This is a genomic window from Marinicrinis sediminis, assembly GCF_042685085.1.
Classification (GTDB): domain Bacteria; phylum Bacillota; class Bacilli; order Paenibacillales; family KCTC-33676; genus Marinicrinis; species Marinicrinis sediminis.
Genome location: NZ_JBHUMM010000001.1, coordinates 190,678 through 214,649, shown reverse-complemented (window position 1 = coordinate 214,649; position 23,972 = coordinate 190,678). Strand labels below are relative to the sequence as shown.

The window sequence follows — 23,972 nt, the reverse complement described above, 5'->3', positions numbered from 1 at the left end:
AAGTAACAGCAGGTACGATTCGATTTAACAGAAGGGGTTGACAGACAGACTAGAAATAAAGACAGGGGGATTAAAAAAAGATGGCAATGAAACAAGATGACCGTCAAATTGGAGCGTGGCAGGATGTCAGGGATTACTGGGTGAAGCGATTGGAGCAAGGGCAAGGGGATAAGGTGAGTTGGCCGGTTACATACGGGGCTCGATCCGGATTTACAAAAATGGCCTTTGAAGTACCTTTCTCAGCCGACTTGGCTCGTTCTCTGCGCAAAATATGTCGAGAAAATGATGCGTCTATGTTCGTTTTTTTATTCGCGGTTTATCAAGTGCTGCTGCATAAGTATACGGACGAAGGCAACTTGACGATCACCGTGCCCGTGTTGCCTCTGGAACAATCAGCGGAGAGGAAGCAAACGAGTGAAGTCATACCGGTCGCGATGCAGATTCAGCCAGACCATACATTCAGGGAATGGTTGAGAGAAGTACAGCAGCAGTTAAAGGAAGACTGGATGCATGCGGATGTGAGTTTGCAGGAAATCGCGGGTCAGCTTGGCTGGCGAGATGAGACAGAGTTGCTCGGTCGAACGTTGTTTGGCATGACCAATGTGCATGGGGAAGAGCGGATGACGAACTTGCTGCAACGCACCTGTTTTGATGTGATGTTTCAGGTGAAGCGCGATGGTGAATCTATCGCGATGGAAGTCGTATGCAATGGTCAGCAATACGATAGCGCTGCGATACAAACATATGTGGACAGTTACTTGCTGCTACTGAGCCATGTGTTAGAGCAGGCAGAGCAAGGGAAACATCTGGCGATCGCAGAGCTTCCATATACAGATCAGGAGAAATGGACAGACTGGATGAGGCAATTCAATGATACACAAGCGGATTATGATCAATCTGCCTGTATGCAGGATCGATTTGAGCAGCATGCGCAGCAATATCCACAGGATGTGGCGATTCGGTATGCGGATGGCGCGATCACGTATCAGCAATTGGACGAAAAGGCCAACCAGTGGGCTCACCTGCTTAGACAGTCCGGCATGCGAACGGGAGATCATGTCGGTATCATAATAGAGCGAACGCCTCATATGCTGGTGGCTGTATTGGCGGTCTTGAAGGCAGGGGGAGCCTATGTGCCCATGGAACAATCTTTTCCAAAGGATCGGATTCGAACGATGGTGGAAGAGATGCAGATTGCCTGGGTGATGACCACGTCTACTGCGGAACAGAGCTTTCAGTCGCTGATCTATGAATGCGCATGTATCCGTGGCTCGTTCTACATGGATGTGATGCAAGTGAGGCCTCCGAGAGAGTCAGCGAATGATGACGCGGTGCAGCAATTGTTCGATCATGTCGCGGATCAGGCAACGGATGAGATACGTGCAGGCGGATTCGTAAGCAGCTATACCGGAGAGCCCTTCACGGAAGCGGAGGTCAAGCAGTATCAGACGCATGTGATGAAGCTGATTGAGCCGTATCTGCATGCGGAAGCTCAAGTGCTGGAGATTGGCTGCGGGTCAGGCTGGATCACCTATCCCATGGCGGCAAAAGCAGGCAAGGTATGGGCAATGGACCCTTCTGCAGCGACACTTGAACGCAATCAGCGTATGCTCGCTGAAACGATTGATCAAGGTAGGGAACAAGGTCTGGTCGACAAGATTGCATGGATACAAGGATTTGCCCATGATCTGCCCGAGATGGAGAAGCAGAGTCTGGATGTCATTGTGATCGCGAGTACGGTTCAGTTCTTCCCAGGCTTGCACTATCTGACGGAAGTGCTGGATCGATTGCAGGAGTTGTTGAAACCGGGTGGGCATATCGTGTTAGCGGATCTGCTCGATGCCCAGCAAAAAGAAGATTATTTCCATTCCTTGCGAACTTACGCTCAGCATCATGCAGATGCCCATCGTGTGAAGCAAGCGACGGATGAAGTGCTGTATGTGCATGAACGGGCACTGCGTGATCTTTGCGCTCGGCACCACTCACTGGAAATGACACATTGCCACTACCGGGATGAAGCCTTTCCAAATGAGTTGCAATACCGTTTCGATGTGCGGTTGACAAAAGTACCTTCTAAAAAAACTGAATATTCAGAAAATAAAGTTTATTTGTACACGGGTCAACATGCAGATGCCATGCCGAACCGGATACCAGACATAGACAAAAAGGCCGATCAGACAGCGTATGTCATATTCACTTCCGGATCAACCGGCAAACCCAAAGGGGTTGTGGTGTCTCATCGTCCTGTCCTCAATTTGCTTGAATGGGCTGAGAAGACCTTTCATTTCGGACGGGAAGATACCGGCTTGTTTGTGACCTCTCTATGCTTCGATCTGTCCGTCTTCGATATATTTGGCATGCTGTCCTATGGGGGCACGATCTGGTTGGTGCCAGAGGAGGAGGTGCGTAGTCCGGAAAGGTTGCTGAACAGGATGTTCGAAGCGAAGGTGACCTTCTGGAACTCCGCCCCGGCCGCCTTGCAGCAGCTCGTCCCCTTTATGGATGAACAGAAGGAAGAGAGACAGGCAGCAGGGGAGCATGTGCACTTGCGCCTCGTGTATTTGAGCGGGGATTGGATACCGCTTACGCTCCCGGATCGAGTCCGGGAAACATTCTCCCGCGCAGAGGTCGTGGCGCTTGGCGGGGCGACAGAGGCCACCGTATGGTCGAACTATTATCTCGTGCAGGAGATGAACCCTAGTTGGAACAGTATTCCGTATGGCTACCCGATTCAAAATACACGCTATTATGTGCTTAATTCACGGATGGAGCTGTGTCCGCCGGGCATTCCAGGCGAATTGTACATTGGCGGCGCTTGCCTGGCGACCGGCTATACGGATGCAATGTTAACCGCCAGTCGCTTTATCCCTGATCCATATGCGAATTCATTTGACGGGGAAGCGGTCATGTACCGGACAGGCGATTTGGCGAGGTGGTGCGAGGAAGGCTATATTGAATTCCTGGGACGTATCGACCATCAAGTGAAGATTCGTGGATACCGGGTGGAGCTCGGAGAGATTCAGTCGCAGCTGCTTCAGCATGAGGCCATGACATGGGCACTGGTCATCGATCGCACAGACAGCAGCGGGGAGAAGAGCTTATGTGCGTATTACATGAGTGCTTCAGAGCTGGAAACTTCGCCACTTCGTGCTTTTCTGGCGGAAACGCTGCCTGCCTATATGATCCCTGCTCATTTTGTCAGGCTGGAGCAGGTGCCCGTTACACCCAATGGCAAGCTGGATCGCAAGGCACTGCCTCAGCCTGGACAAGGGGGACAAGCTGCTGATGGTGTGGTGGCGCCACAGTCGCAGCTGGAGCAGCTCATGGCGCGTGTCTGGTGTGAGGTGCTGGATCAGGAACAAATCAGTACAGAGGCTTCTTTCTTCGATCTCGGTGGACACTCGTTCACGGCGATGACGCTCGTCAATCGACTTGCAGATATCGATGTGAAGATCAAGCTGTCCGAGCTGTACGAATACCCGACGATTCATGCATTGTCCGCGTATATTCAGACGGAATACGGGTGGGAGCACGCAGCAGCTCATGAGCAGGCGACCATTCAGAAGCAACAAGCTACACATACCCGCGTTATTTCAGAGATCAGGCAGAATGAAGATACCTATTCATGGGATGAGGTGAATTGCTTCTACAAACCGTTTGCCATTGCTATGCAGGGATTTGAGGAAGAATATTTTGACCAGTTCCTGTTTTACAGCAGTATGTATACGACCTTCGCCCCAGACGGATGGTGCCGAGACTTCTTCGAAATCAGTGAGAAGTCGATGCAGTCCTTCTTCGACTGTTACGACAAAGTGCTGGAGCCGAAATTCCAGGTCGGTATTCGGGAGCAGCAGTATGAGAGCATGGAAGAGATGCATGCGTGTATCATCAGCAGCATCAACCAGCGTGCGCCTGTCATTGTACCGGTTGATTTGTTCCATTTGTATTACTACAACAATTACGGCAAAACCCATCACGTACATCATCTTTTGATCAAAGGTTATGATGAATCAACAGGCATCTACTATATGCTGGACAATATGCAAGTCGATGAAGGATCAAGACCTGTTTACCGAGATTTCATGGTACGCAAGGAAGATTTGTACGAGATGAATCAATCGTATTTCTCACATTTTTATCCGCATCTTGAACAGTCCTATTTCTGGGTGGTCGGCAAGGAGGGCGAAAGGGCGCCCCATCGCAAGGAGCAGGCTTTACTGGATGTGGCCCAGTGGTATGAGCGGGTTGAGCAGGACCCTTCTGCGATTGTCTTCATGGAAGAAGAGGTGCTTAGAGAGATTCGGGCAACGGGCGATGTGCAGCGTTGCTGGAGAGCCGCACAGCTGCATCATTTCAAGCGAGTCTTCTACGATATCCTGCTGAAATGGCTGCGAGAGGCGAACGCCAACAATCTGGCTGATGTGGCCGGACTGGAACAGCAGATTCATCAGCTACAGACACGCTGGAGTGAGATGAAGCTGCGTCTGATGGATGAAATCTCACAGCCTGCACCGAATTTGACCAAGGTGGAACAGGAAATGACACAGGTCATCGATCTGGAACGTGCGTTCAGGCTGCGCTATCTGGATGTGATCAGTGCCCTGCAAGTGAAGGAACAGACGTCGCAGAGCAAGGAAGAGGGGGCGGAACATGGCTGGATCATCCACAATGTGAAAGGGGCAGATATTCAAGCGGATCTTGATCAGGCAGAGATTGTCCTTCCTGCCCATCAGAAATTCGATACGTGGATTCAGCAAAATCATGCACCGCAGCTGCTGGTCAAGCCGAAAGCGGACGAGGATTTCGTCTTTGAATGTGAAGTGAAGTTTGAGACCGCGGGGAAAGGGTTTCATCTCGGCACCATTTTGTATCTGAGCAATGGGATGAAGTTTCTGTTCGGCTATTTTCATGATCAGGAAATGACCGTCATTTGTCCGGAATATCCGGGTCAGTTCGAATTGTCTCGAGATGCCTTCCAAAGCCGGCATTTTCATCTGCGACTGCAAAAAACGTTAAACACCTGTTCATTCCAATACAAACAGTCTTCAGCTGAACAATGGGAGACCTCCTGTGTGCTTGAACTGACCGATCAGGTGGAGAGCTATGGACTCATGGTGAAGACGTTCGAACCGATTGCCATGAAGACGGCGTTTCTAGATATCGTTCGGTGATAGAGATAGAAGGCGGTAAAGGCAAAAGAGGATCACGGCAGATCATATCGAAGGATGAGCTATATCGCTATTGAAAGAGAAGTGCAGGCCGATGGGTGGAAATGGTTTCAGTTCCTGTCCATTGGCCTTTTTCTATTTATCTCAGAGATTTATTTGTGATCTTGTCATACAACTTCGTGTGACTTTTCACGGTTCCGAAGGTGGTTTTTGTCGATTTCATGGCATTGTTGACAACAGAATCAGGTGATTCTATAATGCAAGTAAATCACTTGTCATACAAGTTGAGAAACATATAAGATGAATAAAGGAAGACATGCAAGTGGAAGATGGAAGCTGACAGGAAGTGATGCAGATTGGACAGTGAAAATGCGAGTTCCAAAGTGTACAAGATGATTGAAGGCAAGATTTTGACACGGGAGTGGCTGCCCGGAACCAAGATTACTTCTGAGAACAATATGGCAACGGAATTGAATGTAAGCAGGGTTTCGGTTCGGGAAGCGATCGAAAAACTGGTCGGTCTCGGAGTGCTTGTGAAAAAAAGAGGGGAAGGAACCTATATCAATGAATTAGCCCCTTCCAATTATCTGAATAATCTGTTGCCTATGATTATGCTCGACACGGACGGTTTGATCGACATCATTGAATTCCGGATGATGGTGGAAGAAGGCATGGCCAGACAATTCGCCGAGAAGGCCACGGATGAAGAACTGGCTGTGTTGAAACAATGCTTTCATAAAATGAAAGACCAGCCAAATAACCCGAAAGCTTTCTATGAAGCGGATTTTGAATTCCACATGACGATTGCACAGGGGTCGAAGAATCCATTGATTATGAAGGTGATGAAGCTGATGACCGAGCTGTTGATTCACCACCAAAAGGTCGTCCACGACATGCTGGGGCCGGAAGGCGGGGTCAGAGATCATCAGCGTTTAATCGAAGCATTTGAAGAGAAGGATGGAGACATGGCAGCGTTGCTGATGAGAAAACATTTAGCGAGAACATTACAGGAAATCAGGGAAAAACTTTGAGACATATTTGAGATTTGAAACAGTAGTGAATAATCGATTTCCCCAACTTTCAGGAGGTGCGCTCATGGAGCAGCAGTGGTGGCATAAATCTGTGATTTATCAAGTGTATCCGAAAAGTTTTTATGATGCAGACGGTGACGGCAATGGCGACATTAGAGGGATCATCGAGAAACTGGATTATTTGCAAGAGCTGGGTGTGGATATCATCTGGATGTGTCCCATTAATCAATCCCCGATGGATGACAACGGCTATGACATTTCCGATTATTATGAAATCGCCCCGGAATTCGGCACGATCCAGGAATTTGAGACTTTGATTGAAGAAGCGCAGAAACGAAACATTCAGATCATGATGGATCTGGTCATCAACCATACGAGTGACGAGCATCCCTGGTTTGTGGAGTCGAGAAAGTCCGCCGACAACCCATATAGTGACTATTACATCTGGCGGGACCCAAAAGAAGGTGAAACCGGCCCAAAAGAGCCGAATAACTGGGCGTCCTATTTCAGCGGCTCAGCCTGGGAATTCGATTCGAATCGACAGCAATATTACCTGCACTTGTATTCGAAGAAACAGCCGGATCTGAACTGGGAACACCCGAAGGTTAGAAAAGAAATGCAGGATGTCATCCGTTTTTGGATCGAGAAGGGTGTAAAGGGCTTCCGCATGGATGTCATTAATAAATTGTCCAAGGATCAGCGGTTCCCGGATGTGCCGAACGTACCGGAAGGGGAGTATGCGCTAGGCAGACCTTATTATTTGGATGGGCCTCGCATTCACGAATTTCTGAGAGAAGTGGCGGCGGTCTATGAGGGCAAGGAGATTGTGACCGTCGGTGAGACGAGCGGAGTGACGGTAGAGAATGCCAGGCTGTATACGAATCCAGCAAGAAAAGAGCTGGATATGGTCTTTCAGTTCGACCATATGGCGGTAGATGCAGGGCCTTATCCGGTTGGGAAATGGGAGGTCAAGCCGGTCGATTTCCTCGCGCTCAAGCGCATTATGTCGCACTGGCAGGACGGATTGTATGGAATCGGCTGGAACAGTCTGTACTGGTCAAATCATGATCAGCCAAGGGCAGTATCCCGGTTCGGGGATGATCGCGAGCCGTATCGTGAATTAAGTGCCAAGATGCTCGGAACCTGCTTGCATTTCATGCAGGGGACGCCTTATGTGTATCAGGGTGAAGAGATCGGGATGACCAATGTGCAATTTGAATCCCTGGATGAGTATCAGGATATTGAACTATTGAACATGTACAAGGAAAGAAGGGCCAAAGGCGTATCACACGATGAACTGATGCGCGCGATCTGGGCAAAAGGAAGGGACAACGCTCGGACTCCGATGCAGTGGGATGATACCGGGCATGGCGGGTTTTCTAAGGCGGAGCAAACCTGGCTCAAGGTGAATCCCAATTACAAGGCGATTAATGTAAAAGCGCAGTTGGAAGATCCAGAATCCGTTTTTCATTACTACAAATCGCTGATTCAATTGCGAAAAGACAGTCCCGTATCCGATGTGATGGTTTATGGAAAGTATCAGCTGCTGCTCGCCGAGCATGAGGGTGTGTATGCGTATACGCGAACGTTTGAAACCGATACGCTGCTCGTGCTGTGTAATTTCCAGGATGACACCTATTCCCTTGCGCTCGATGAAGTCCATACGCTGCAGGGTGCAGCCCCGATCATCGGGAATTATTCAGCTCCACAACTTGAAGGAGAAACGATCGTTTTGAGACCGTATGAGGCACTTGTACTTCAACTAACATGAGGAGGAATACGGATGTTAATCAGTCAAGCGATTCGAAAGCAGGCACCAGAACTGGATTCTCTGCAATTGGGAACAGGATGGAAAAAAGAGGACTTGTCCAAAATGCAAATTGCCATCGAGAGTACGTACGGGGACAGTCATCCTGGCAGTGTTCATCTCCATACGATCGTAAAAGAAGTGGAACATCATATCAATGGCCCTGAGGCAAAAGCGGCCAAATATTACGTCACGGATATTTGTGACGGCAAGGCACAAGGCCATGATGGCATGAACTACTCGCTGCCATCCAGAGAGTATATCTGCAATATGGTGGAAACGCACATCAGAGCCACTCCCTTTGATGGCGTGGTATTCATCGCCAGTTGTGACAAAGGCATTCCCGCCTTTCTGAAAGCGATCGCCCGTCTAAATACGCCTTCCCTGCTCATTCCGGGCGGGGTGATGGAGGCGGGACCCAATATGCTCACACTGGAGCAAATCGGCATGTACAGTGCGATGGAGCAGCGCGGAGAGATTACGACCGAAGAGCTGGAGTCTTACAAGCATCAGGCCTGTCCGACATGTGGCGCGTGTTCCTTTATGGGCACGGCCTCGACGATGCAAGTCATGGCTGAAGCGTTAGGCCTTGCCTTACCCGGTACGGCCCTGATACCGGCTACAGACGCCGTGTATTTGAAAATCAGTCAACAAGCCGGTGAACAGATCGTGGAAGCTGTCAAGCAAGATCTGACCCCGAAGAAAATATTGACGAAGCAGGCATTCGAAAATGCCATCGCGGTACATGCTGCGATCGGAGGTTCCACCAACGCGGTGCTGCACTTGATGACGATTGCCCATGAGCTGGGCATAGACTTGCAGGCGGAAGATTTTGACCGTATTCATGAAAAAGTGCCCTTTATTCTCAACGTTCAACCAAGCGGGCATTACCCTGCGAGCTATATTTGGCAAGCAGGCGGGGTGCCTGCCATCATGGAAGAAATCAAGGATTATTTGCATTTGGATGCCATGACCGTGACCGGAGCCACGCTAGGGGAAAACCTGCAAGCCATGAACAGGCGGCAAGATATAGACATTGACAGAAATCTGGAACATAAGATCAAGAAGCAGGAAATTATCAGATCTGCTCGTCACCCGATTCACGAGAAGGGCTCGCTATCTATTCTGAAAGGCAATCTTGCACCAGATGGGGCGGTGATCAAGCATTCAGCCATTCACCCCGACATGTGGCAAGTCACGCTGCGTGCACGAGTATTTGACAGAGAGGAAGATGCCCTCCAGGCGGTTATTACGAAGGAAATCATCCCTGGAGATGCCGTGATCATCCGGTATGAAGGGCCTAAAGGCAGCGGGATGCCGGAGATGTTCTATACGACGGAGGCTCTGGCTTCTGATGAAGAGCTGTCCTCGACCGTGGCGCTCATTACAGACGGCCGATTTTCAGGCGCAACACGAGGGCCTGCCATTGGTCACGTTTCTCCTGAAGCAGCCGAAGGCGGTCCGATCGCACTGGTTGAAGATGGAGATTTGATTGCCATTGATATTGCGAAGAAGCGCATGGAGATTGTGGGTATCGCGAACCAGTCATTGCCTGATCAAGAGATTCGCAACATCCTCGAAGCGCGCAAACGAGCATGGAAGCCCGTTCCCGCCAAGTATACAACGGGTGCCATGGGGATTTATACAAAACTGGCCGTATCTGCCATGAAGGGCGGCTATATGGCGTAACATCCATGTCTGATGATATAGACCTGATCAAACACCTCGTTCACGAAGCGATTCTTTCATTCAGAAAGAGACGTTGTGCGAGGTGTTTTTGTTCTTGAACGATAATCCATGTTTATCCATGTAAACCTTGTATGATACGGGCGGACTTACGGGCAAACCGAATAGGGTCGTCGATCGTTTGGTAAGTAATATAGTAAGAACGGGGAGTCGAGAATAGAAAATTGGCAGAGACATTGCCCAGTTGCAATTGTTCCTTTCGAATTCGCGAGACGACGGTTTGGATTTCATGCTGAAACACCCATAACCTTGCGAGGCAAAGGGATTTTCCGTAGCTACGCGGCTTTCCATGGATAGTAGGTGTAATGGCATATTCAAAATTATTAAAACTGTTGTTTCGTCTTCCAAGGATGAAGGAAGGTCTGGTGCGCTGGATACGGGGGATGCAGCTTCCGTTCACCTGAAACGCCTGGGCGTTGCTACGAATCGTAGTCGCAATCTGTTTGCATACCTGATTCCCGGTCTGAAATCGAACAGGAGTTGTGCGGATTCGCGTTTCGGTCAGCACTTGGCGAATGATACGGGCAAAGCGTAAGGGCTTGGTCAAAGCCTGTATATTTATCGAAACGACCCGCGGCCTGCTGCTCAAAAAAAGCTGGGGCGTAGAGGCAATCTGAATGTCCGGATAACGGGTCAAACTTCGTATCACTCGCTGAAGCTCCTGCTGTCGTACATTGATTTGTCCAATACATAAGGCCTTTCCCTGGCGGTCAAGAGGAAACTGAAAGGAAAAACCGAGTCCTTTCGCAATTAACAAATCGGCGCTCACGCCCTGAATACGGAGTGGAAAAGAACGAAGTGCTGCCGTTTCACATGCCCCTGCAAGCGGCTCGACAGCTCCAATGCCAATGATTTGTGTAAATGTCTTGCATAGTTGATCGGGTGCTGTCCCCATCCATGATCCCTCCAGGTACATGTGGATACCGTAACACGGATGCACATGTGATGTCCTCCATTGCTCGAACGAGTTGTGATTATGGTATGATTTACTAGATGTAGAAAGTGTGTACATATTCGGGATAGCCAATCCCATTTGTCTGAACAACTGTTCAGCTCTCTGATGAGGAGGTTATCGCCTTGGGGTTCAGATTCATACTGGAAATTTTCGTTCAGCAGCTTTACCAATGGGCAGGCATCGAAATATCGCAAAAATCGACTTCAATTCAAAGGGTGGTATGCTTCACCTTATTCCCGTAAACTGATGTCTTCCACACGCTTGATACTTGGCCGATTCATTTTGTGTGTAAATCATCTGATTGAAAGGTATTCTTTTCAACAAACCATGGAAAACTCAAATAGAATCTGTTCATGAAGCACTGGTATTTATAAAGCTATTTTGCGAAATTGCAGACGTTCAATAGATACCTATATACTTCTTATGTCAAACGATTGACATGTCAATCGTTTGACATATATAATCAACCTATATTCAATCAGCATTTCGATACAGGACAGCGCACAGGAGATGGAGGAAAAGACGATGTATCGTTTGGACAATCGCATTGCATTTCAGGACAAACCCCTTGATCTGTTAACCGTCGGGGAACTGTTGATCGATCTGATCTCAGCCGATTATGAGGATAATTTTGAATCTAGTCTATATCAAAAATGCTTTGGGGGCTCACCCTCTAATATTGCCATGAATGTGAAGAAACTCGGTATTCAGTCGATGGTGGCTTCCGCTGTCGGGGAGGATGGACTGGGCACGTTTCTCATTCAACATTTGCAGGAGGCAGGCATCGATACAAGCTGCGTACAACAGGTGGATCATGCGACCAGTATGGTGCTCGTCACCAAGAGTCAGGATTCCCCTGTTCCGATTTTTTATCGGGGAGCGGACTATTATCTCGCGTTCACACCATCCTTGTCCGCAGCCATTGCGAATGCGAAGATTGTTCATTTTTCGTGCTGGCCGATATCCATGCAGCCTGCTCGTCACACGATCGAACAGATGCTGGAAGCCGCACGGCAACAGCAGGCACTGGTTTGCTTTGATCCGAATTATCATCCGATGATCTGGCAGCGCGGTGAAAATGGGATCGAGTATGTCAAGTCGATGATTGGCAAAGCGGACATCGTAAAGCCTTCCGAAGATGACGCGGAGCGCTTGTTTGGGCCAGACACACCGGAAAATCAGGTTCGAAAGTTTCTGGCGTTAGGTGCAAAGCTGGTGATTATGACGCTGGGCAGAGAAGGCGCTCTCGTCTCAAATGGTCAGGAAACAGAAAGGTTTGAAACCTTGGCCACAGAGGTAGTGGATACGACTGGAGCCGGGGATGCTTTCTGGTCAGGGTTCTATACCGGGATCACGACAGGGCAGACGATTCGCGAAGCCTTGCAGCTGGGATTTGCCGTAAGTGCCTACAAGCTGAAATATACAGGAGCGGTCGTAGACTTGCCCCATTACCAAACGATTCAACACCTCTATCACATCAATCCATAACAGGGAGGAAACACAACATGGCCGTTAAAAATCAGGTGCAGCTAATTACGTACCCAGATTCCTTGGGTGGTAATCTGAAAGCGCTGCAAGACGTACTCAATACCCATTTCACAGATATTTTCAAAGGCGGCGTCCATATTCTGCCGCCATTCCCTTCCTCCGGTGACCGCGGATTTGCACCCTTGACCTATCTGGAAATTGAGCCTGAATTCGGAACGTGGGAAGATATGAAGGCCATCGGGGAGAAATTTGATGTCCTGGTAGATCTGATGGTTAATCATATTTCCAGACAGTCTGCCTACTTTCAGGACTTTTTGAAAAACGGTCGGGACTCAGCCTATGCGGATTATTTCATAACACTGGATAAAATCTGGGAGGATGGCAAGCCGGTTCAGGCGGATATAGACCAAATGTTTTTGCGCAGACCATTGCCGTATTCTACTTTTCACATTGCGAACAGTGGCGAGGAAGAAAAGGTATGGACGACCTTCGGCAAGACGGACCCGTCTGAGCAAATCGATCTCGATATCCACTCCGAGAAAGTAAAGGAATTGTTCACGCAATTTTTCCAAAACTTCAAAGATCACCATGTGAAGATTGTAAGATTGGATGCGGTTGGCTACGTAATAAAAAAGCTTGGCACAAGTTGTTTTTTCGTTGAACCGGACATCTACACATTCCTGGATTGGATCATGGAACTGGCCACCAGTATGGATATCGAGCTGCTGCCGGAAGTGCATGCGCATCATACGATTCAATATAAGCTGGCAGAGCGGGGGTTCTGGATCTATGACTTCATCTTGCCGTATCGCATATTGGACACGATGATCAATCAATCGAGCGCAGCGTTGACTCAATATTTGAAGCATCGTCCTTCCAATCAGTTTACGATGCTGGATTGCCATGACGGTATCCCGGTCAAGCCGGATCTGGATGATCTTATTGATACAAAGGAAGCGAGAAAGCTAGTGGATGTGTGTATGGAGAGGGGATCGAATCTGAGCCTGATCATGTCAGATGAACATAAAGCACCCGATGGATTCGATGTGCACCAAATTCGATGCTCATTCTACTCGGTGCTGAATCGGGATGACGATGCCTACCTGGCTGCAAGGGCAATTCAATTCTTCACCCCAGGTGTGCCACAAGTGTATTATGTCGGTTTGCTGGCTGGAGAAAATGATGTGGAGAAGGTACAGGAAACGGGAGAGGGACGAGAAATCAATCGCCACAATTATACGATGGAGGAGATTGAGGAATCTCTCGGCAAAGAGGTGGTTCAGCGTCTACTCAAGCTCATCCGCTTCCGTAATGAGTACGACGCCTTTAACGGCACCTTCACCGTCCTGGATGGGCCAGATAACGAAGTGCGTTTATCCTGGCAAAAGGATCAGGCGCGCTGTGAATTAAGCGTCACTTTGCAAACCGGACGTGCGGTGATCGATTATGTCGATGAGCAAGGGGAATGGGTTCGCTACAACCTGTAGGACAGGCAATAGTATGGTGGACATCCTCGAGAAGGATAACATGAGTCGTACAGTCAGCCAGGTGATCGATTCACCTGGCTTTTTATTGCTCCTGATGAAGCGTGATGATATGATAAGCTTCAAACTTGACTGAACAGGATGAATCATGATTATATCCGCTTCATAAGTGCGAAAACCAGCCGATGAAGTCAGCAAAGAACGAGGTGTACGATGGCAACCATTCATGATGTAGCAAAAAAGGCAGGTCTGTCTGTCACGACGATTTCTCGTGTATTAAACAATCGCGGATATATTAGCGAGCAGACGAGGCAGAAAGTGTATCAGGTGATGGAGGAACTGAATTACCACCCCAATGAAATTGCCAGATCCCTGCTTCGCAAACGATCCCATGTGATCGGCCTGATTGTTCCGAGTGTCTCACACCCTTTTTTCGGTGAGTTTGCCAGTGCCGTAGAGCATGATGCGTATCAGCAGGGATTCAAGCTGTTGCTTTGCAATTCACAGCTCGATCCTGTGAAGGAGAAAGAATATGTAGAGATGATGAGACGACACCGGGTAGATGGCATGATTGTGGGCAGTCATACGCTGGACGTGGACGCTTACAAGGACATCCAGTATCCGATCATCACGATAGATCGCGAAGTAGCCGAACATCCCTTTGTCGCGTCAGATAATGAAAGAGGGGGAGAACTGGCGGCCCAGCTGCTGATCGATCGTGGGTGCAAAAAGATCGGACATATTTGCGGCAATCTGCACCTCCATATGTTGTCCAACCATCGTACAACCGGCTTTCAGCGTGTGTGTGAGCAGCATGATACGGAGTATGTCGTCTTTCAAACGGATTTGGATGCTTTTGATCAGAGTAGCTATGCCAGTATCATTGCGGATATGTTTACCCAGCATCCTGATTTAGACGGGGTGTTTGCAACCAGTGACATGATGGCTGGACTTGTAGTCAAATGGTGTATGCAGTCTGGCATCTCCGTACCGGATCAGCTCCGGGTTGTCGGTTATGACGATGTCGGTCATGCTTCCTGGATGAGTCCTGGATTGTCTACCATCCGACAACCGATTCAGGAGATGGGAGAACAGGCCGTACGGACGCTGATCAGGCAAATGAATGGAGAATCGGTGGAACAGAAGAACATCTTGCCCGTCGAACTGGTGGAACGAGAGAGTACCTAAGCGTACCTGAGAGTACCTGACAACTGGAACCTGCATGTTTGGCTGTGTTTCAGCACACACTAGCGTGTGTAAGGTTAGGGTTAATTAGGGTTAAAGTGGTTGCTTAAAACTACCGCTTGGAATGAGCACTTACTTTTTGTATAATACATGTAGGGTACATTTTGTACCTTGGTTACGTCTAGTAATCATACCAAATTAGAAGAACGTGGGAGAAACCACTGGAAAGGAAGAGGTAAGATGACACAAGCACAGACAGGCATGAGCTTGGAAGAAGCGATTCACAGTCGTCATTCCGTTCGCAAATACGAGAAAGGTCATGTTATTCCGCAGGAGGTACTGGACGAGATTCTGACATTGGGAGCGGCAGCGCCGTCTTCCTGGAACTTGCAACATTGGCGTTTCCTCGTAGTGACGAAGCAGGAGATCAAGGATCGTTTGCTCCCGATTGCTTTTAATCAGCAGCAAGTGGCAGACAGTTCCGCGACGATCATTATCCTCGGTGACCTGGAAGCGAACAAATCCGCAGAAGCGGTCTTCGGCCCAGCAGTTGAAGCGGGCTACATGTCCCAGGAAGCGTATGACACATTGCTGGGCAACATTAACGGTGCCTACGCAGGAGATCCGCAAATTCCAATGGATGAGGCGAACCGCAATGGTTCCCTGGCAGCGATGCAACTGATGCTTGCTGCAAAATCCAAAGGGTATGACACTTGCCCAATGGGCGGATTTGATCGTGTTCAGATCATGAAGGAACTGAATATCCCGGATCGCTATACGCCGGTGATGATGCTGACTTTGGGCAAGGCCGCTGAGCCTGCACATGCCACTGGCCGTTTCCCGCTCGATCAAATCGTGATCAAGGAAACTTTTTAATGATCATCATTCGAGATAAATGATCCACCTTGTATGAAGGGAGCCCGGTTGTGGCTCCCTTTTTATGTTTCCAACAATTTGTCAATGCCATTAATCTTTTTGTAAAGCAAATTTTTTCGACATAATCTATCAATATATTACAACCGACCTGTGATAATCTAAATATATCTATATGTGTTCCATGAATGCTAAGTCCCTAGCTAAAGAGGGCTTAAAGGAAGGTGATTTTTCAGACAATTTTAAATTGTCGAACAGCATCATACGCATGCTGAATGGAATCAATTATAGACAGGAGGCATCCATCTCATGGATCGAAATGTGCTGACCATGGAAATTGTTCAGGAATCTCAATCGTATTGGCATTCCAGAATTACACACGAAGAGAAAGCAAGCTTGCCGGCAGCATATCGGAGACAAAGTGGTTTTGATAGACAGGAGTTACGAGTCGAACTCCCTCCAACGCTTGCAAGCTCACTGATGAGGGTGTGCAAAGGAAAAGACGCTTCCTTGTTCGTCTATGCTTTTGCAGCTTATCAGCTACTCTTATACAAATATACGGATCAGGAGCAGGTAACCGTTTCGGTTCCCGTGCTGTCAGTCAATGAATCGGTCTCGGGGTCATTCAGCTCTGTATTGCCAGTCTCCATGAAGCTGTCCGGGAGCGATTCCTTCAAAAGCTGGCTGGGAACCGTAGGCAGGCAGTTAAAGGAAGACTGGAAGCACCCATTTGCAAATTGGGAAGAGATTGCGAAGTCGCTGGGATTTGGACATGTGGACGAACTCATGGGGAGTACGTTGTTTGGCATGTCCAGCTTACATGGCGAGGATCGGATGAAAAAGCTGCTGGACGCGGAGTCCTATGATCTAAGCTGTGACCTGCTCAGGGAAGAAGGGGGCCTAACTCTCGTCATTCAATATAATGGCAAGCGCTTTGACTTGCCTACGATTCGCGGGTATATGGACAGCTATCTGCTCCTGCTCACACAGGCGGCGGCCGATTTGGAACAGGGCAAAGACACGTCGCTGGCCGGGATGAACTATATCGACCAGATGGCGCTTGATGCATGGTTGGAGGAACAAAATGCCACAGTTGCCCCTTATGACCGACAGGCGCTCATGCAGGACAGATTTGAAAAACAGGCCCTGACGCAGCCAGAGCAAATCGCCATTCGTTATCGAGGGGGAGAGATTTCATACCGTGAGCTGAATGAGCGGGCCAATCGATGGGCGCATTTGCTGCAGGAATCGGGATTGCAAGCCGGTGATCATGTTGGAATATTGCTCGATCGGACACCGGAGATGCTGGTGAGCGTGCTGGCCGTGCTGAAAGCTGGCGGGGCTTACGTTCCGATGGAGCCAACCTTCCCGAAAAATCGGATCGAAACGATCATTCAGGACGTGCAAGTTGCATGGATCATGACGAAGTCGTGTCTGGAGTCCCCTTTTCAATCCATCTATTATACGTGCGACAGCTTGAAAGGCGTCTGCTACATGGATGTAGAAACGGAGCTTCCGGGTGCTGAAACGATGGACCAGACCGCTGTCAGGCAGCTATGGGATCATTTGGCGGAACGGGCTTCCGACCGGGTCAGTGCGGGTGGTTTTCAGAGCAGTTATACGGGTGAACCTTTTACCGAATCCGAGGTCGATCAGTATCAGTCTTATGTGATGAAGAAGATCTCTCCTTACATACATCATCAGGCATCCGTGCTGGAGATCGGCTGTGGCTCGGGGCTGATTACGTTCCCTCTCGCGGAACAAGCGGCAAAGGTATGGGCGATGGATCCGTCTGAGCGGACGCTGCAACGCAATCGGGAACAGGAAGTGTTGATCAAAGAGACCCATTCAGGACAAATGGGAACGATTGAATGGGTGCAGGGGTTCGCACACGAATTGCCGGATTTGCCACCAGCCAGTCTGGATCTGATCGTGATTGCAAGTACCGTGCAGTTTTTCCCGGGTATGCATTATTTCCAGCATTTGCTGGACAAGCTGCAAACGCTGCTCAAACCGGATGGTCATATCGTACTGGCCGATTTGCTGGATCTTCAGCAAAAGCAAGACTACGCATCCTCTCTGCAGGCATTTGCCCGCGCCAATCCGGAACAGGCCAGAATCAAGCAGAATCTGGATGAGGAGCTGTATATACATGAACAGCAGCTGCAAGACCTGTGTTTGCAATGTGGTTCATTGCGCGTGGAAGCCAGCTACGTTCGAGGAGATGCTTTCTCCAATGAATTGAAATACCGCTTCGATGTGATCCTGAAGAAAAGTCAAGAGCTGCCTAGTGGACAGTCGCCGAAACTTCGTCTGTTTACCGAGTGGCATGCTGCTGCGAAGTCAACCCGTTCGCCAGCTTGTCCATCTGTTGCCGAAGATACCGCTTATGTCATCTTCACATCCGGTTCTACCGGCAAGCCCAAAGGGGTCGTGGTTCGGCATCGTCCGGTGACCAATCTGCTGGAATGGGCAGAGAAGACGTTTCAGTTCGATCAGGCGGATTGCGGTCTCTTTATGACTTCACTCTGCTTTGACCTCTCTGTCTTCGATATATTTGGCTTGCTCTCTTACGGGGGCTCGCTCTATCTGGCTCAGGAGGATGAGATTCGCAATCCGGAACAGTTGCTGCGGATTATCGCTTCAGAGCCGGTTACGTTCTGGAATTCAGCGCCGGCTGCGCTTCAACAGCTCGTTCCGTTCATCGAAGAACAGCAGGCGCATATGCAACAGGCGCACCAGCATACTCGGCTTCGGCTCGTATTCCTGAGTGGAGACTGGATTCCGCTCACTCTGCCAGCAGTGATGACATCCGCCTTCCCGAACGTTCAGTTTGTCGCACTTGGCGGGGCAACGGAAGCGACAGTATGGTCGAACTATTATGTGGTGGATCAGGTTCAACCTGAATGGGTTAGTATCCCGTATGGCAAGCCGATTCAGAACGCGCGATACTACATTTTAAACTCCCGTATGGAACCATGTCCGCCGGGCATACCGGGAGAATTGTATATTGGCGGGGAGTGTCTGGCGAGCGGTTATACCGACCCATTGCTGAGCGCACAGCGATTTGTTTTCGATCCGTTTGCACAGAAAACGGTTTCGTTGTCAACTGATTCATCTGGATCATCTGATGCTTCTATGCAGAGAAAAGCTGTCCAGCCTGTTATGTATCGTACGGGTGATTTGGCCAGATGGCGCGCAGACGGAAATATTGAATTTCTGGGGCGGATTGACCATCAGGTGAAGATTCGCGGTTATCGCGTCGAACTGGGGGAGATTCAGGCTCAGTTGATGCAACATGCAGCCATTCAGTGGGCGCTTGTGACAGATCGGGAGGATGCGAGCGGACACAAGGTACTGTGTGCGTATTATATCAAGGAAACGTCCCGTCTGGATGGACAGGAGCTGCGGACATACCTTAGCGAACAGTTGCCTTCCTATATGGTGCCAGCCTATTATGTTGAGCTGGACAAGGTGCCTGTGACACCAAACGGCAAGCTGGATCGAAAGGCCTTGCCGGACCCGCTGGCAGATCGCTCCGCTTCCAGTCATTATCTGGCGCCTCGCAATGAGCGGGAGCAGCAATTAAGCGTACTCTGGCAAGAGGTGCTGAAGCTGGAAGAGATCGGCGTACAGGATGATTTCTTCGAACTGGGCGGTCATTCCTTGACAGCGACGACGCTTGTCTCCCGGATTAACCAGGCATTTGGCGTCCGATTGACACTGCGCACATTTTTTCAGCTCGCTACCATTGAAGATGTGGCAAGGTGGATAGAGGAACAGGCCGAGCAGGTGCAGGTGGTACAGATTCCACGTGCACCGGAGCAGGACCATTACCCGTTAACTTCGGCCCAGCGCCGATTGTATGTACTCTATGAACTGGATCGCAATTCCGTCGGCTATCATATGCCGCTTATGCTGCGTATGGTGGGGAAACCGGATATTGGGCGTTTGCGCCTTGCGTTTCAACAGCTGATGGATCGTCATGCGGCACTTCGCACTTCTTTCAACATGATCGACGGACATCCCGTGCAGCAGGTTCACAGTCAGGTATCGTTTGACATCGAGCAGATTGCTCAGACGGAAGAGGACCCTGAAAGCGTATTGCGTTCCTTCATTCGTCCGTTCAACTTCCAGCAGGCACCGTTAATGCGAGTGGGAATACGTATCGAATCAGAAGAGGAAGCGTTGCTTCTGCTCGATATGCACCATATTATCTCGGACGGGGTCTCGGTTCAGTTGCTCGTTCGTGAACTGCTGGCCTTGTACGAAGGCACAGCGTTGCCTGAGCCAGGTTTGCAGTATACAGATGTCGCGGTATGGCAGCAACAATCAGAGTGGCAGGAAAGCATGCGCGGACATGAGGACTACTGGCTGAACCGTTTTGCCGGAGAGCTGCCTGTCTTGCAGCTGCCTACCGACATGACGCGACCTGTCATGCAGCAATATGAAGGAGCCCATTTGCGCCGTGAGCTGAATCCGGAGCTGACCAACAGGCTCCACCAGCTTGCGCAAGAGACCGGGACGACGATGTTCATGCTGTTGCTTGCGGGTTACGCAGTGTTATTGTCGAAGTATACAGGTCAGTCGGATGTCGTGATCGGCTCGCCGATTGCGGGACGTGCTTATCCGGGGACGGACTCGGTGGTGGGGATGTTTGTCAATACCTTGGCCCTGCGTGTGAACCCGGAAGGAGATAAATCGCCACAGGCTTTTCTGAGCGAGGTGCGACAGCTGGCTCTGGAAGCTTATGAACATCAGGACTACCCATTTGAAACCCTTGTGGACAAGCTTAGTTTGGAGCGGGATCTCAGTCGAAACCCGTTATTTGATGCCATGTTTACGATGCATAATGTGGAGCGGGCTTCATTTGATAGTGAGGTATTGAATGTGCAGCCACTGGATTCCAGCTATGCGGTTGCCAAAGTGGATCTGCATTTCATTGCTGAAGAAACGGAAACGGGACTGCATGTGACGGCAGAATACGCCCAGTCGTTGTTTACGGTTCAGACGATGGAACGGATGATGCATCATTTTGAACGGGTGCTGGAACATATGGTGGGCAGACCGCAGGAGGCGCTTTCCACCTTGCAGCTGTTGCAAGACGAGGAGGCGCAGCAGGTGTTGCACCACTTCAATGATACGGTGAAGTCTTACCCGCTTCACCTGCGTATTCATGAACTGTTTGAGGCACAGGTGGCTCTCACACCGGAAGAGCCGGCGATCACTTCGCAGGATCAAGTCTGGACGTATCGTGAGCTTCAGCAGCGAATGGAGCAGCTCTCGAACTGGATGCTGGGGCACGGATTGGAAGCCGAGCAGAGAGTGGGCCTGATCTTGACCCGTTCGTCGGAACTGGTGGCGGGGATGCTGGCGGTCCTGAAGGCCGGAGGCGCTTATGTACCGGTCGATCCGGCTTTTCCTGAGGAACGCATTGCCTATATGCTGGAGCACAGTGAGGCGCAGATGGTTCTGACCGATGATCCCGAAGCCGTCCCGGCCCAATTTGCAGGACGCATCTTGAATGTGAACATGAACAGGGATGCCGAGGAAGAGCATGCGTGGCTGGCCTTGTCCGAAGCAGGTCGTGCCCGCATGGAAGCAGCAGCCGGACGTGCCACCGCTCTAGGGGAAACAGATTCACGTGCTGATCAGTTAGCATATGTGATCTATACCTCCGGATCGACAGGGCAGCCGAAAGGGGTCATGATCGAGCATGCAGCGGTAGTGAACTTTATTCACGCCATGCGAGATGAGATTGATTTTGTACCGGGTCAGCGTATCGCAGCTTTAACGACGGTCTCCTTTGATATTTTCGTCCTGGAAACCTTGCTTGCGTTAAGCAGCGGACTGCATGTCGTCCTGTTCTCGGAGGCCGAGCAGCAAGACCCTGAATTACTGCGTGCCCGTCTCGTTCAGCAACAAATCGAAGTATTGCAGGCCACACCGAGCCGACTCCAGTTTATGTTGGGAGAGGGATACGAGGACAGGCTTGCGGTAGAAGCGAACCATCCGGACGAAGCGTCATCGAGAGGGAATAGGGATCTGTCCGGCTTGCAAACGATTCTGATCGGTGGCGAAGCACTGCCGGAGCGGCTGCATGCACAACTGAGAGAGACAGTACCTGCACAGACGGCTCTCTACAATGTGTATGGACCGACGGAAACGACGGTCTGGTCTACCGTCAAGAAGCTTGGTGCGGAAGAAAAGATGACAATCGGTCGTCCGATCGGCAATACCCAAATTTATATTATGGATGAGCACTTGCAGCCTCAACCCGTCGGAGTTGCGGGAGAGCTATGTATTTCCGGTGACGGACTGGCCAGGGGTTATGTCGGTCAGCCCGACTTGACAGCAGAGCGTTTTGTGATACATCCGTTCCAGGAGGGCCAGCGGCTATATCGCACCGGTGACAGGGCAAGGTGGCTTGCAAGTGGCGAACTGGAACATATGGGCCGAATGGATGATCAGGTGAAGCTGCGCGGCTACCGGATTGAGCTGGGAGAAATTCAAAGCAAGCTGATGCAGCATAAGGCGCTGAAATGGGTGCATGTGATGGCGAGAAAGGATGCCGCGGGAGAGCTGTATCTGTGCGCATACTATGTGCGCGAACCGGACGGCGCAGTCGTAACAAATCGGGAGCTTCGCAATGCGGCCTCTGAGGTGCTGCCATCGTACATGGTGCCTTCGGCGTTTGTGGAAATCGCATCCATTCCAATCACAGTCAATGGCAAAGTGGATCGCAGGGCATTGCCAGAGCCGGATCGAACTGAATCCAGGGCATATATTGCGCCCCAAACGCCGATGGAAGAGAAACTGGCGGACATATGGCGTGAAGTGCTCGGTGTCGCGCGTGTGGGTAGAGAGGATCACTTTTTCGAACTGGGCGGTGACTCCCTGAAGGTCGTGCGGACGGTATCGCTCGCGACAGAGCAGGAAATGGATCTGGCCTATCGCGACCTCGTTCAGCATCCGACCTTTGCCTCCCTGTCTGCTTACAAGGGCTGGGATCAGATGCTGTCAGAGGAAGAGTTGGAGGAACAGCGCTTGCGGGAAGCCCGCCGCTATAATCTGACCTTTCAGCCAAGTGAAGATTTGCCTTATTATTTCCCGTGTTACCTCGGGGCCCTTCGTCAAAAGCTGAACTATGAAACGAACAGTACCATTCCGTACAGCTATTTGCCGATTATCGAGGGTACAGGTTTGCTCGGGTATGCGTTTCCCGCCGGAGAAAGTGACCAGCGCATGAAATTTGTCAACTATCCGTACGGAGAACTGCTGGGTATGAAGAAGATCCACGAGTTTTTCCGGATGCGGGCGCAGATGCTCACTTTTGAGACCGTAGAGGAAGAGATTGCGTATTGCAGGGACATGCTCCAGGCAGGTAAGGTTCCAGCATTGTTCAGCACGACGTATTTTCTGAAATATACGCAGGATTATAAGTCAGATCCGGACAAATGGCTGGCATATCTGGACGCGATGGATGAGAAGCGAAAAGACTCTGGCGATCATTCCGAGACGACTGGACATATTTACTTGCTTGTCGATGAACGGGAAAAGGACATGATGGTCTATGACAGCAACTTCAATTACTTCGGCGGTATCGACAAGGAAGATTTCAAATTGTCGATGATCGGACTGCCCGCTATTTCATTTGTTGCGGGCCATCCTGCTCTCCATTACACGCCTTCTATGACCGTACTGGATATCGGGTGGGAGGATTTCCAAACCTTCTCCAATGCCGAGCTCGGTTTGGATTTGCTCCGTTCGTACAAACAGATGTATGTGGAGTCTGCACACTTGAAGCAGAAGCTGGGTGAGTTGGATTGTGAAGTTTCGCTTGGACTGGGGGCCATCCTTTCCTTCAAGGACACCATTTCCATGTTCAGACACGAGCCCGCACATCATGCCACCCTGGTGCGGCACATGGAGATTATGGCGAATGACTGGAAATACAAGTTTCATTTCCTGTCCGACTTCTTCCATCATGTGGCGCAGGAAGTGCCAACTCTGGCGCTTGACCGTCTCCGTACGGCGACCGATGAAGCAATCGAGCGCATGACGGTGATGAGGGACGCCCTGCAGTCGGCCGCAGACACCCGCTTGTTATTGGAAAAATACGGCGATCAGTGGATCGAGCAATTGCAGCATAGTTACGATCGTTTGACAGAGGCATTTACGGAACTGGACATCGATTGAGCAAGGTTTGTGAGGACCGTATCAAGCGGATACCAG

General features: G+C 50.1%; 10 protein-coding genes. 9 read left to right on the top strand and 1 reads right to left on the bottom strand.

What is annotated here, in order from left to right; translation table 11 throughout:
- Window positions 1-80 precede the first annotated feature (80 nt).
- The 4 genes from ACFSUC_RS00990 (at window position 81) to ilvD (ending at window position 9,695) form a co-directional block, all read left to right on the top strand.
- The gene (locus ACFSUC_RS00990; RefSeq protein ID WP_379927516.1) at window positions 81-5,171 is read left to right on the top strand and encodes an AMP-binding protein; all 5,091 of its coding nucleotides are present in this window, start codon (window positions 81-83) and stop codon (window positions 5,169-5,171) included.
- A 353-nt stretch (window positions 5,172-5,524) separates the two neighbouring features.
- A complete protein-coding gene (locus ACFSUC_RS00985; RefSeq protein ID WP_379927515.1) occupies window positions 5,525-6,199 on the top strand; it encodes a FadR/GntR family transcriptional regulator in 675 nt (224 codons plus the stop codon).
- A gap of 64 nt (window positions 6,200-6,263) precedes the next feature.
- Window positions 6,264-7,970: a glycoside hydrolase family 13 protein gene (locus ACFSUC_RS00980; RefSeq protein ID WP_379927514.1), complete on the top strand. Its 1,707-nt coding sequence runs from the start codon at window positions 6,264-6,266 to the stop codon at window positions 7,968-7,970.
- A gap of 12 nt (window positions 7,971-7,982) precedes the next feature.
- Entirely contained in the window at window positions 7,983-9,695 is a 1,713-nt protein-coding gene (gene ilvD / locus ACFSUC_RS00975) for a dihydroxy-acid dehydratase (protein WP_379927513.1), read from the top strand.
- Between the two features lie 112 nt (window positions 9,696-9,807).
- On the opposite strand, the gene ACFSUC_RS00970 is transcribed toward ilvD, so the two are convergent.
- A complete protein-coding gene (locus ACFSUC_RS00970) occupies window positions 9,808-10,647 on the bottom strand; it encodes a DUF1259 domain-containing protein (protein WP_379927512.1) in 840 nt (279 codons plus the stop codon).
- Window positions 10,648-11,232: 585 nt separating this feature from the next.
- Here ACFSUC_RS00970 and ACFSUC_RS00965 point away from each other — a divergent pair.
- From ACFSUC_RS00965 to ACFSUC_RS00945, 5 genes are all read left to right on the top strand, one after another.
- Window positions 11,233-12,195 (top strand): carbohydrate kinase family protein, encoded by a 963-nt coding sequence (locus ACFSUC_RS00965; protein WP_379927511.1) that lies wholly within the window; start codon window positions 11,233-11,235, stop codon window positions 12,193-12,195.
- A 17-nt stretch (window positions 12,196-12,212) separates the two neighbouring features.
- Window positions 12,213-13,682 carry a sucrose phosphorylase gene (gene gtfA / locus ACFSUC_RS00960; protein ID WP_379927510.1) on the top strand — a complete coding sequence of 490 codons (1,470 nt, stop codon included), beginning with the start codon at window positions 12,213-12,215 and terminating at the stop codon, window positions 13,680-13,682.
- A 210-nt stretch (window positions 13,683-13,892) separates the two neighbouring features.
- A complete protein-coding gene (locus tag ACFSUC_RS00955) occupies window positions 13,893-14,867 on the top strand; it encodes a LacI family DNA-binding transcriptional regulator (RefSeq protein WP_379927509.1) in 975 nt (324 codons plus the stop codon).
- A 237-nt stretch (window positions 14,868-15,104) separates the two neighbouring features.
- Window positions 15,105-15,740 (top strand): nitroreductase family protein, encoded by a 636-nt coding sequence (locus ACFSUC_RS00950; RefSeq protein ID WP_379927508.1) that lies wholly within the window; start codon window positions 15,105-15,107, stop codon window positions 15,738-15,740.
- A gap of 306 nt (window positions 15,741-16,046) precedes the next feature.
- Entirely contained in the window at window positions 16,047-23,936 is a 7,890-nt protein-coding gene (locus ACFSUC_RS00945) for an amino acid adenylation domain-containing protein (protein WP_379927507.1), read from the top strand.
- Window positions 23,937-23,972 lie beyond the last annotated feature (36 nt).

Excerpts from the sequence above, each read along its gene's own strand:
- ACFSUC_RS00990 (WP_379927516.1), top strand. The coding sequence starts at position 81 with ATGGCAATGAAACAAGATGACCGTCAAATTGGAGCGTGGCAGGATGTC.
- ACFSUC_RS00980 (WP_379927514.1), top strand. The coding sequence starts at position 6,264 with ATGGAGCAGCAGTGGTGGCATAAATCTGTGATTTATCAAGTGTATCCG.
- ilvD (WP_379927513.1), top strand. The coding sequence starts at position 7,983 with ATGTTAATCAGTCAAGCGATTCGAAAGCAGGCACCAGAACTGGATTCT.
- ACFSUC_RS00970 (WP_379927512.1), bottom strand. The coding sequence starts at position 10,647 with ATGGGGACAGCACCCGATCAACTATGCAAGACATTTACACAAATCATT.
- ACFSUC_RS00965 (WP_379927511.1), top strand. The coding sequence starts at position 11,233 with ATGTATCGTTTGGACAATCGCATTGCATTTCAGGACAAACCCCTTGAT.
- gtfA (WP_379927510.1), top strand. The coding sequence starts at position 12,213 with ATGGCCGTTAAAAATCAGGTGCAGCTAATTACGTACCCAGATTCCTTG.
- ACFSUC_RS00955 (WP_379927509.1), top strand. The coding sequence starts at position 13,893 with ATGGCAACCATTCATGATGTAGCAAAAAAGGCAGGTCTGTCTGTCACG.
- ACFSUC_RS00950 (WP_379927508.1), top strand. The coding sequence starts at position 15,105 with ATGACACAAGCACAGACAGGCATGAGCTTGGAAGAAGCGATTCACAGT.
- ACFSUC_RS00945 (WP_379927507.1), top strand. The coding sequence starts at position 16,047 with ATGGATCGAAATGTGCTGACCATGGAAATTGTTCAGGAATCTCAATCG.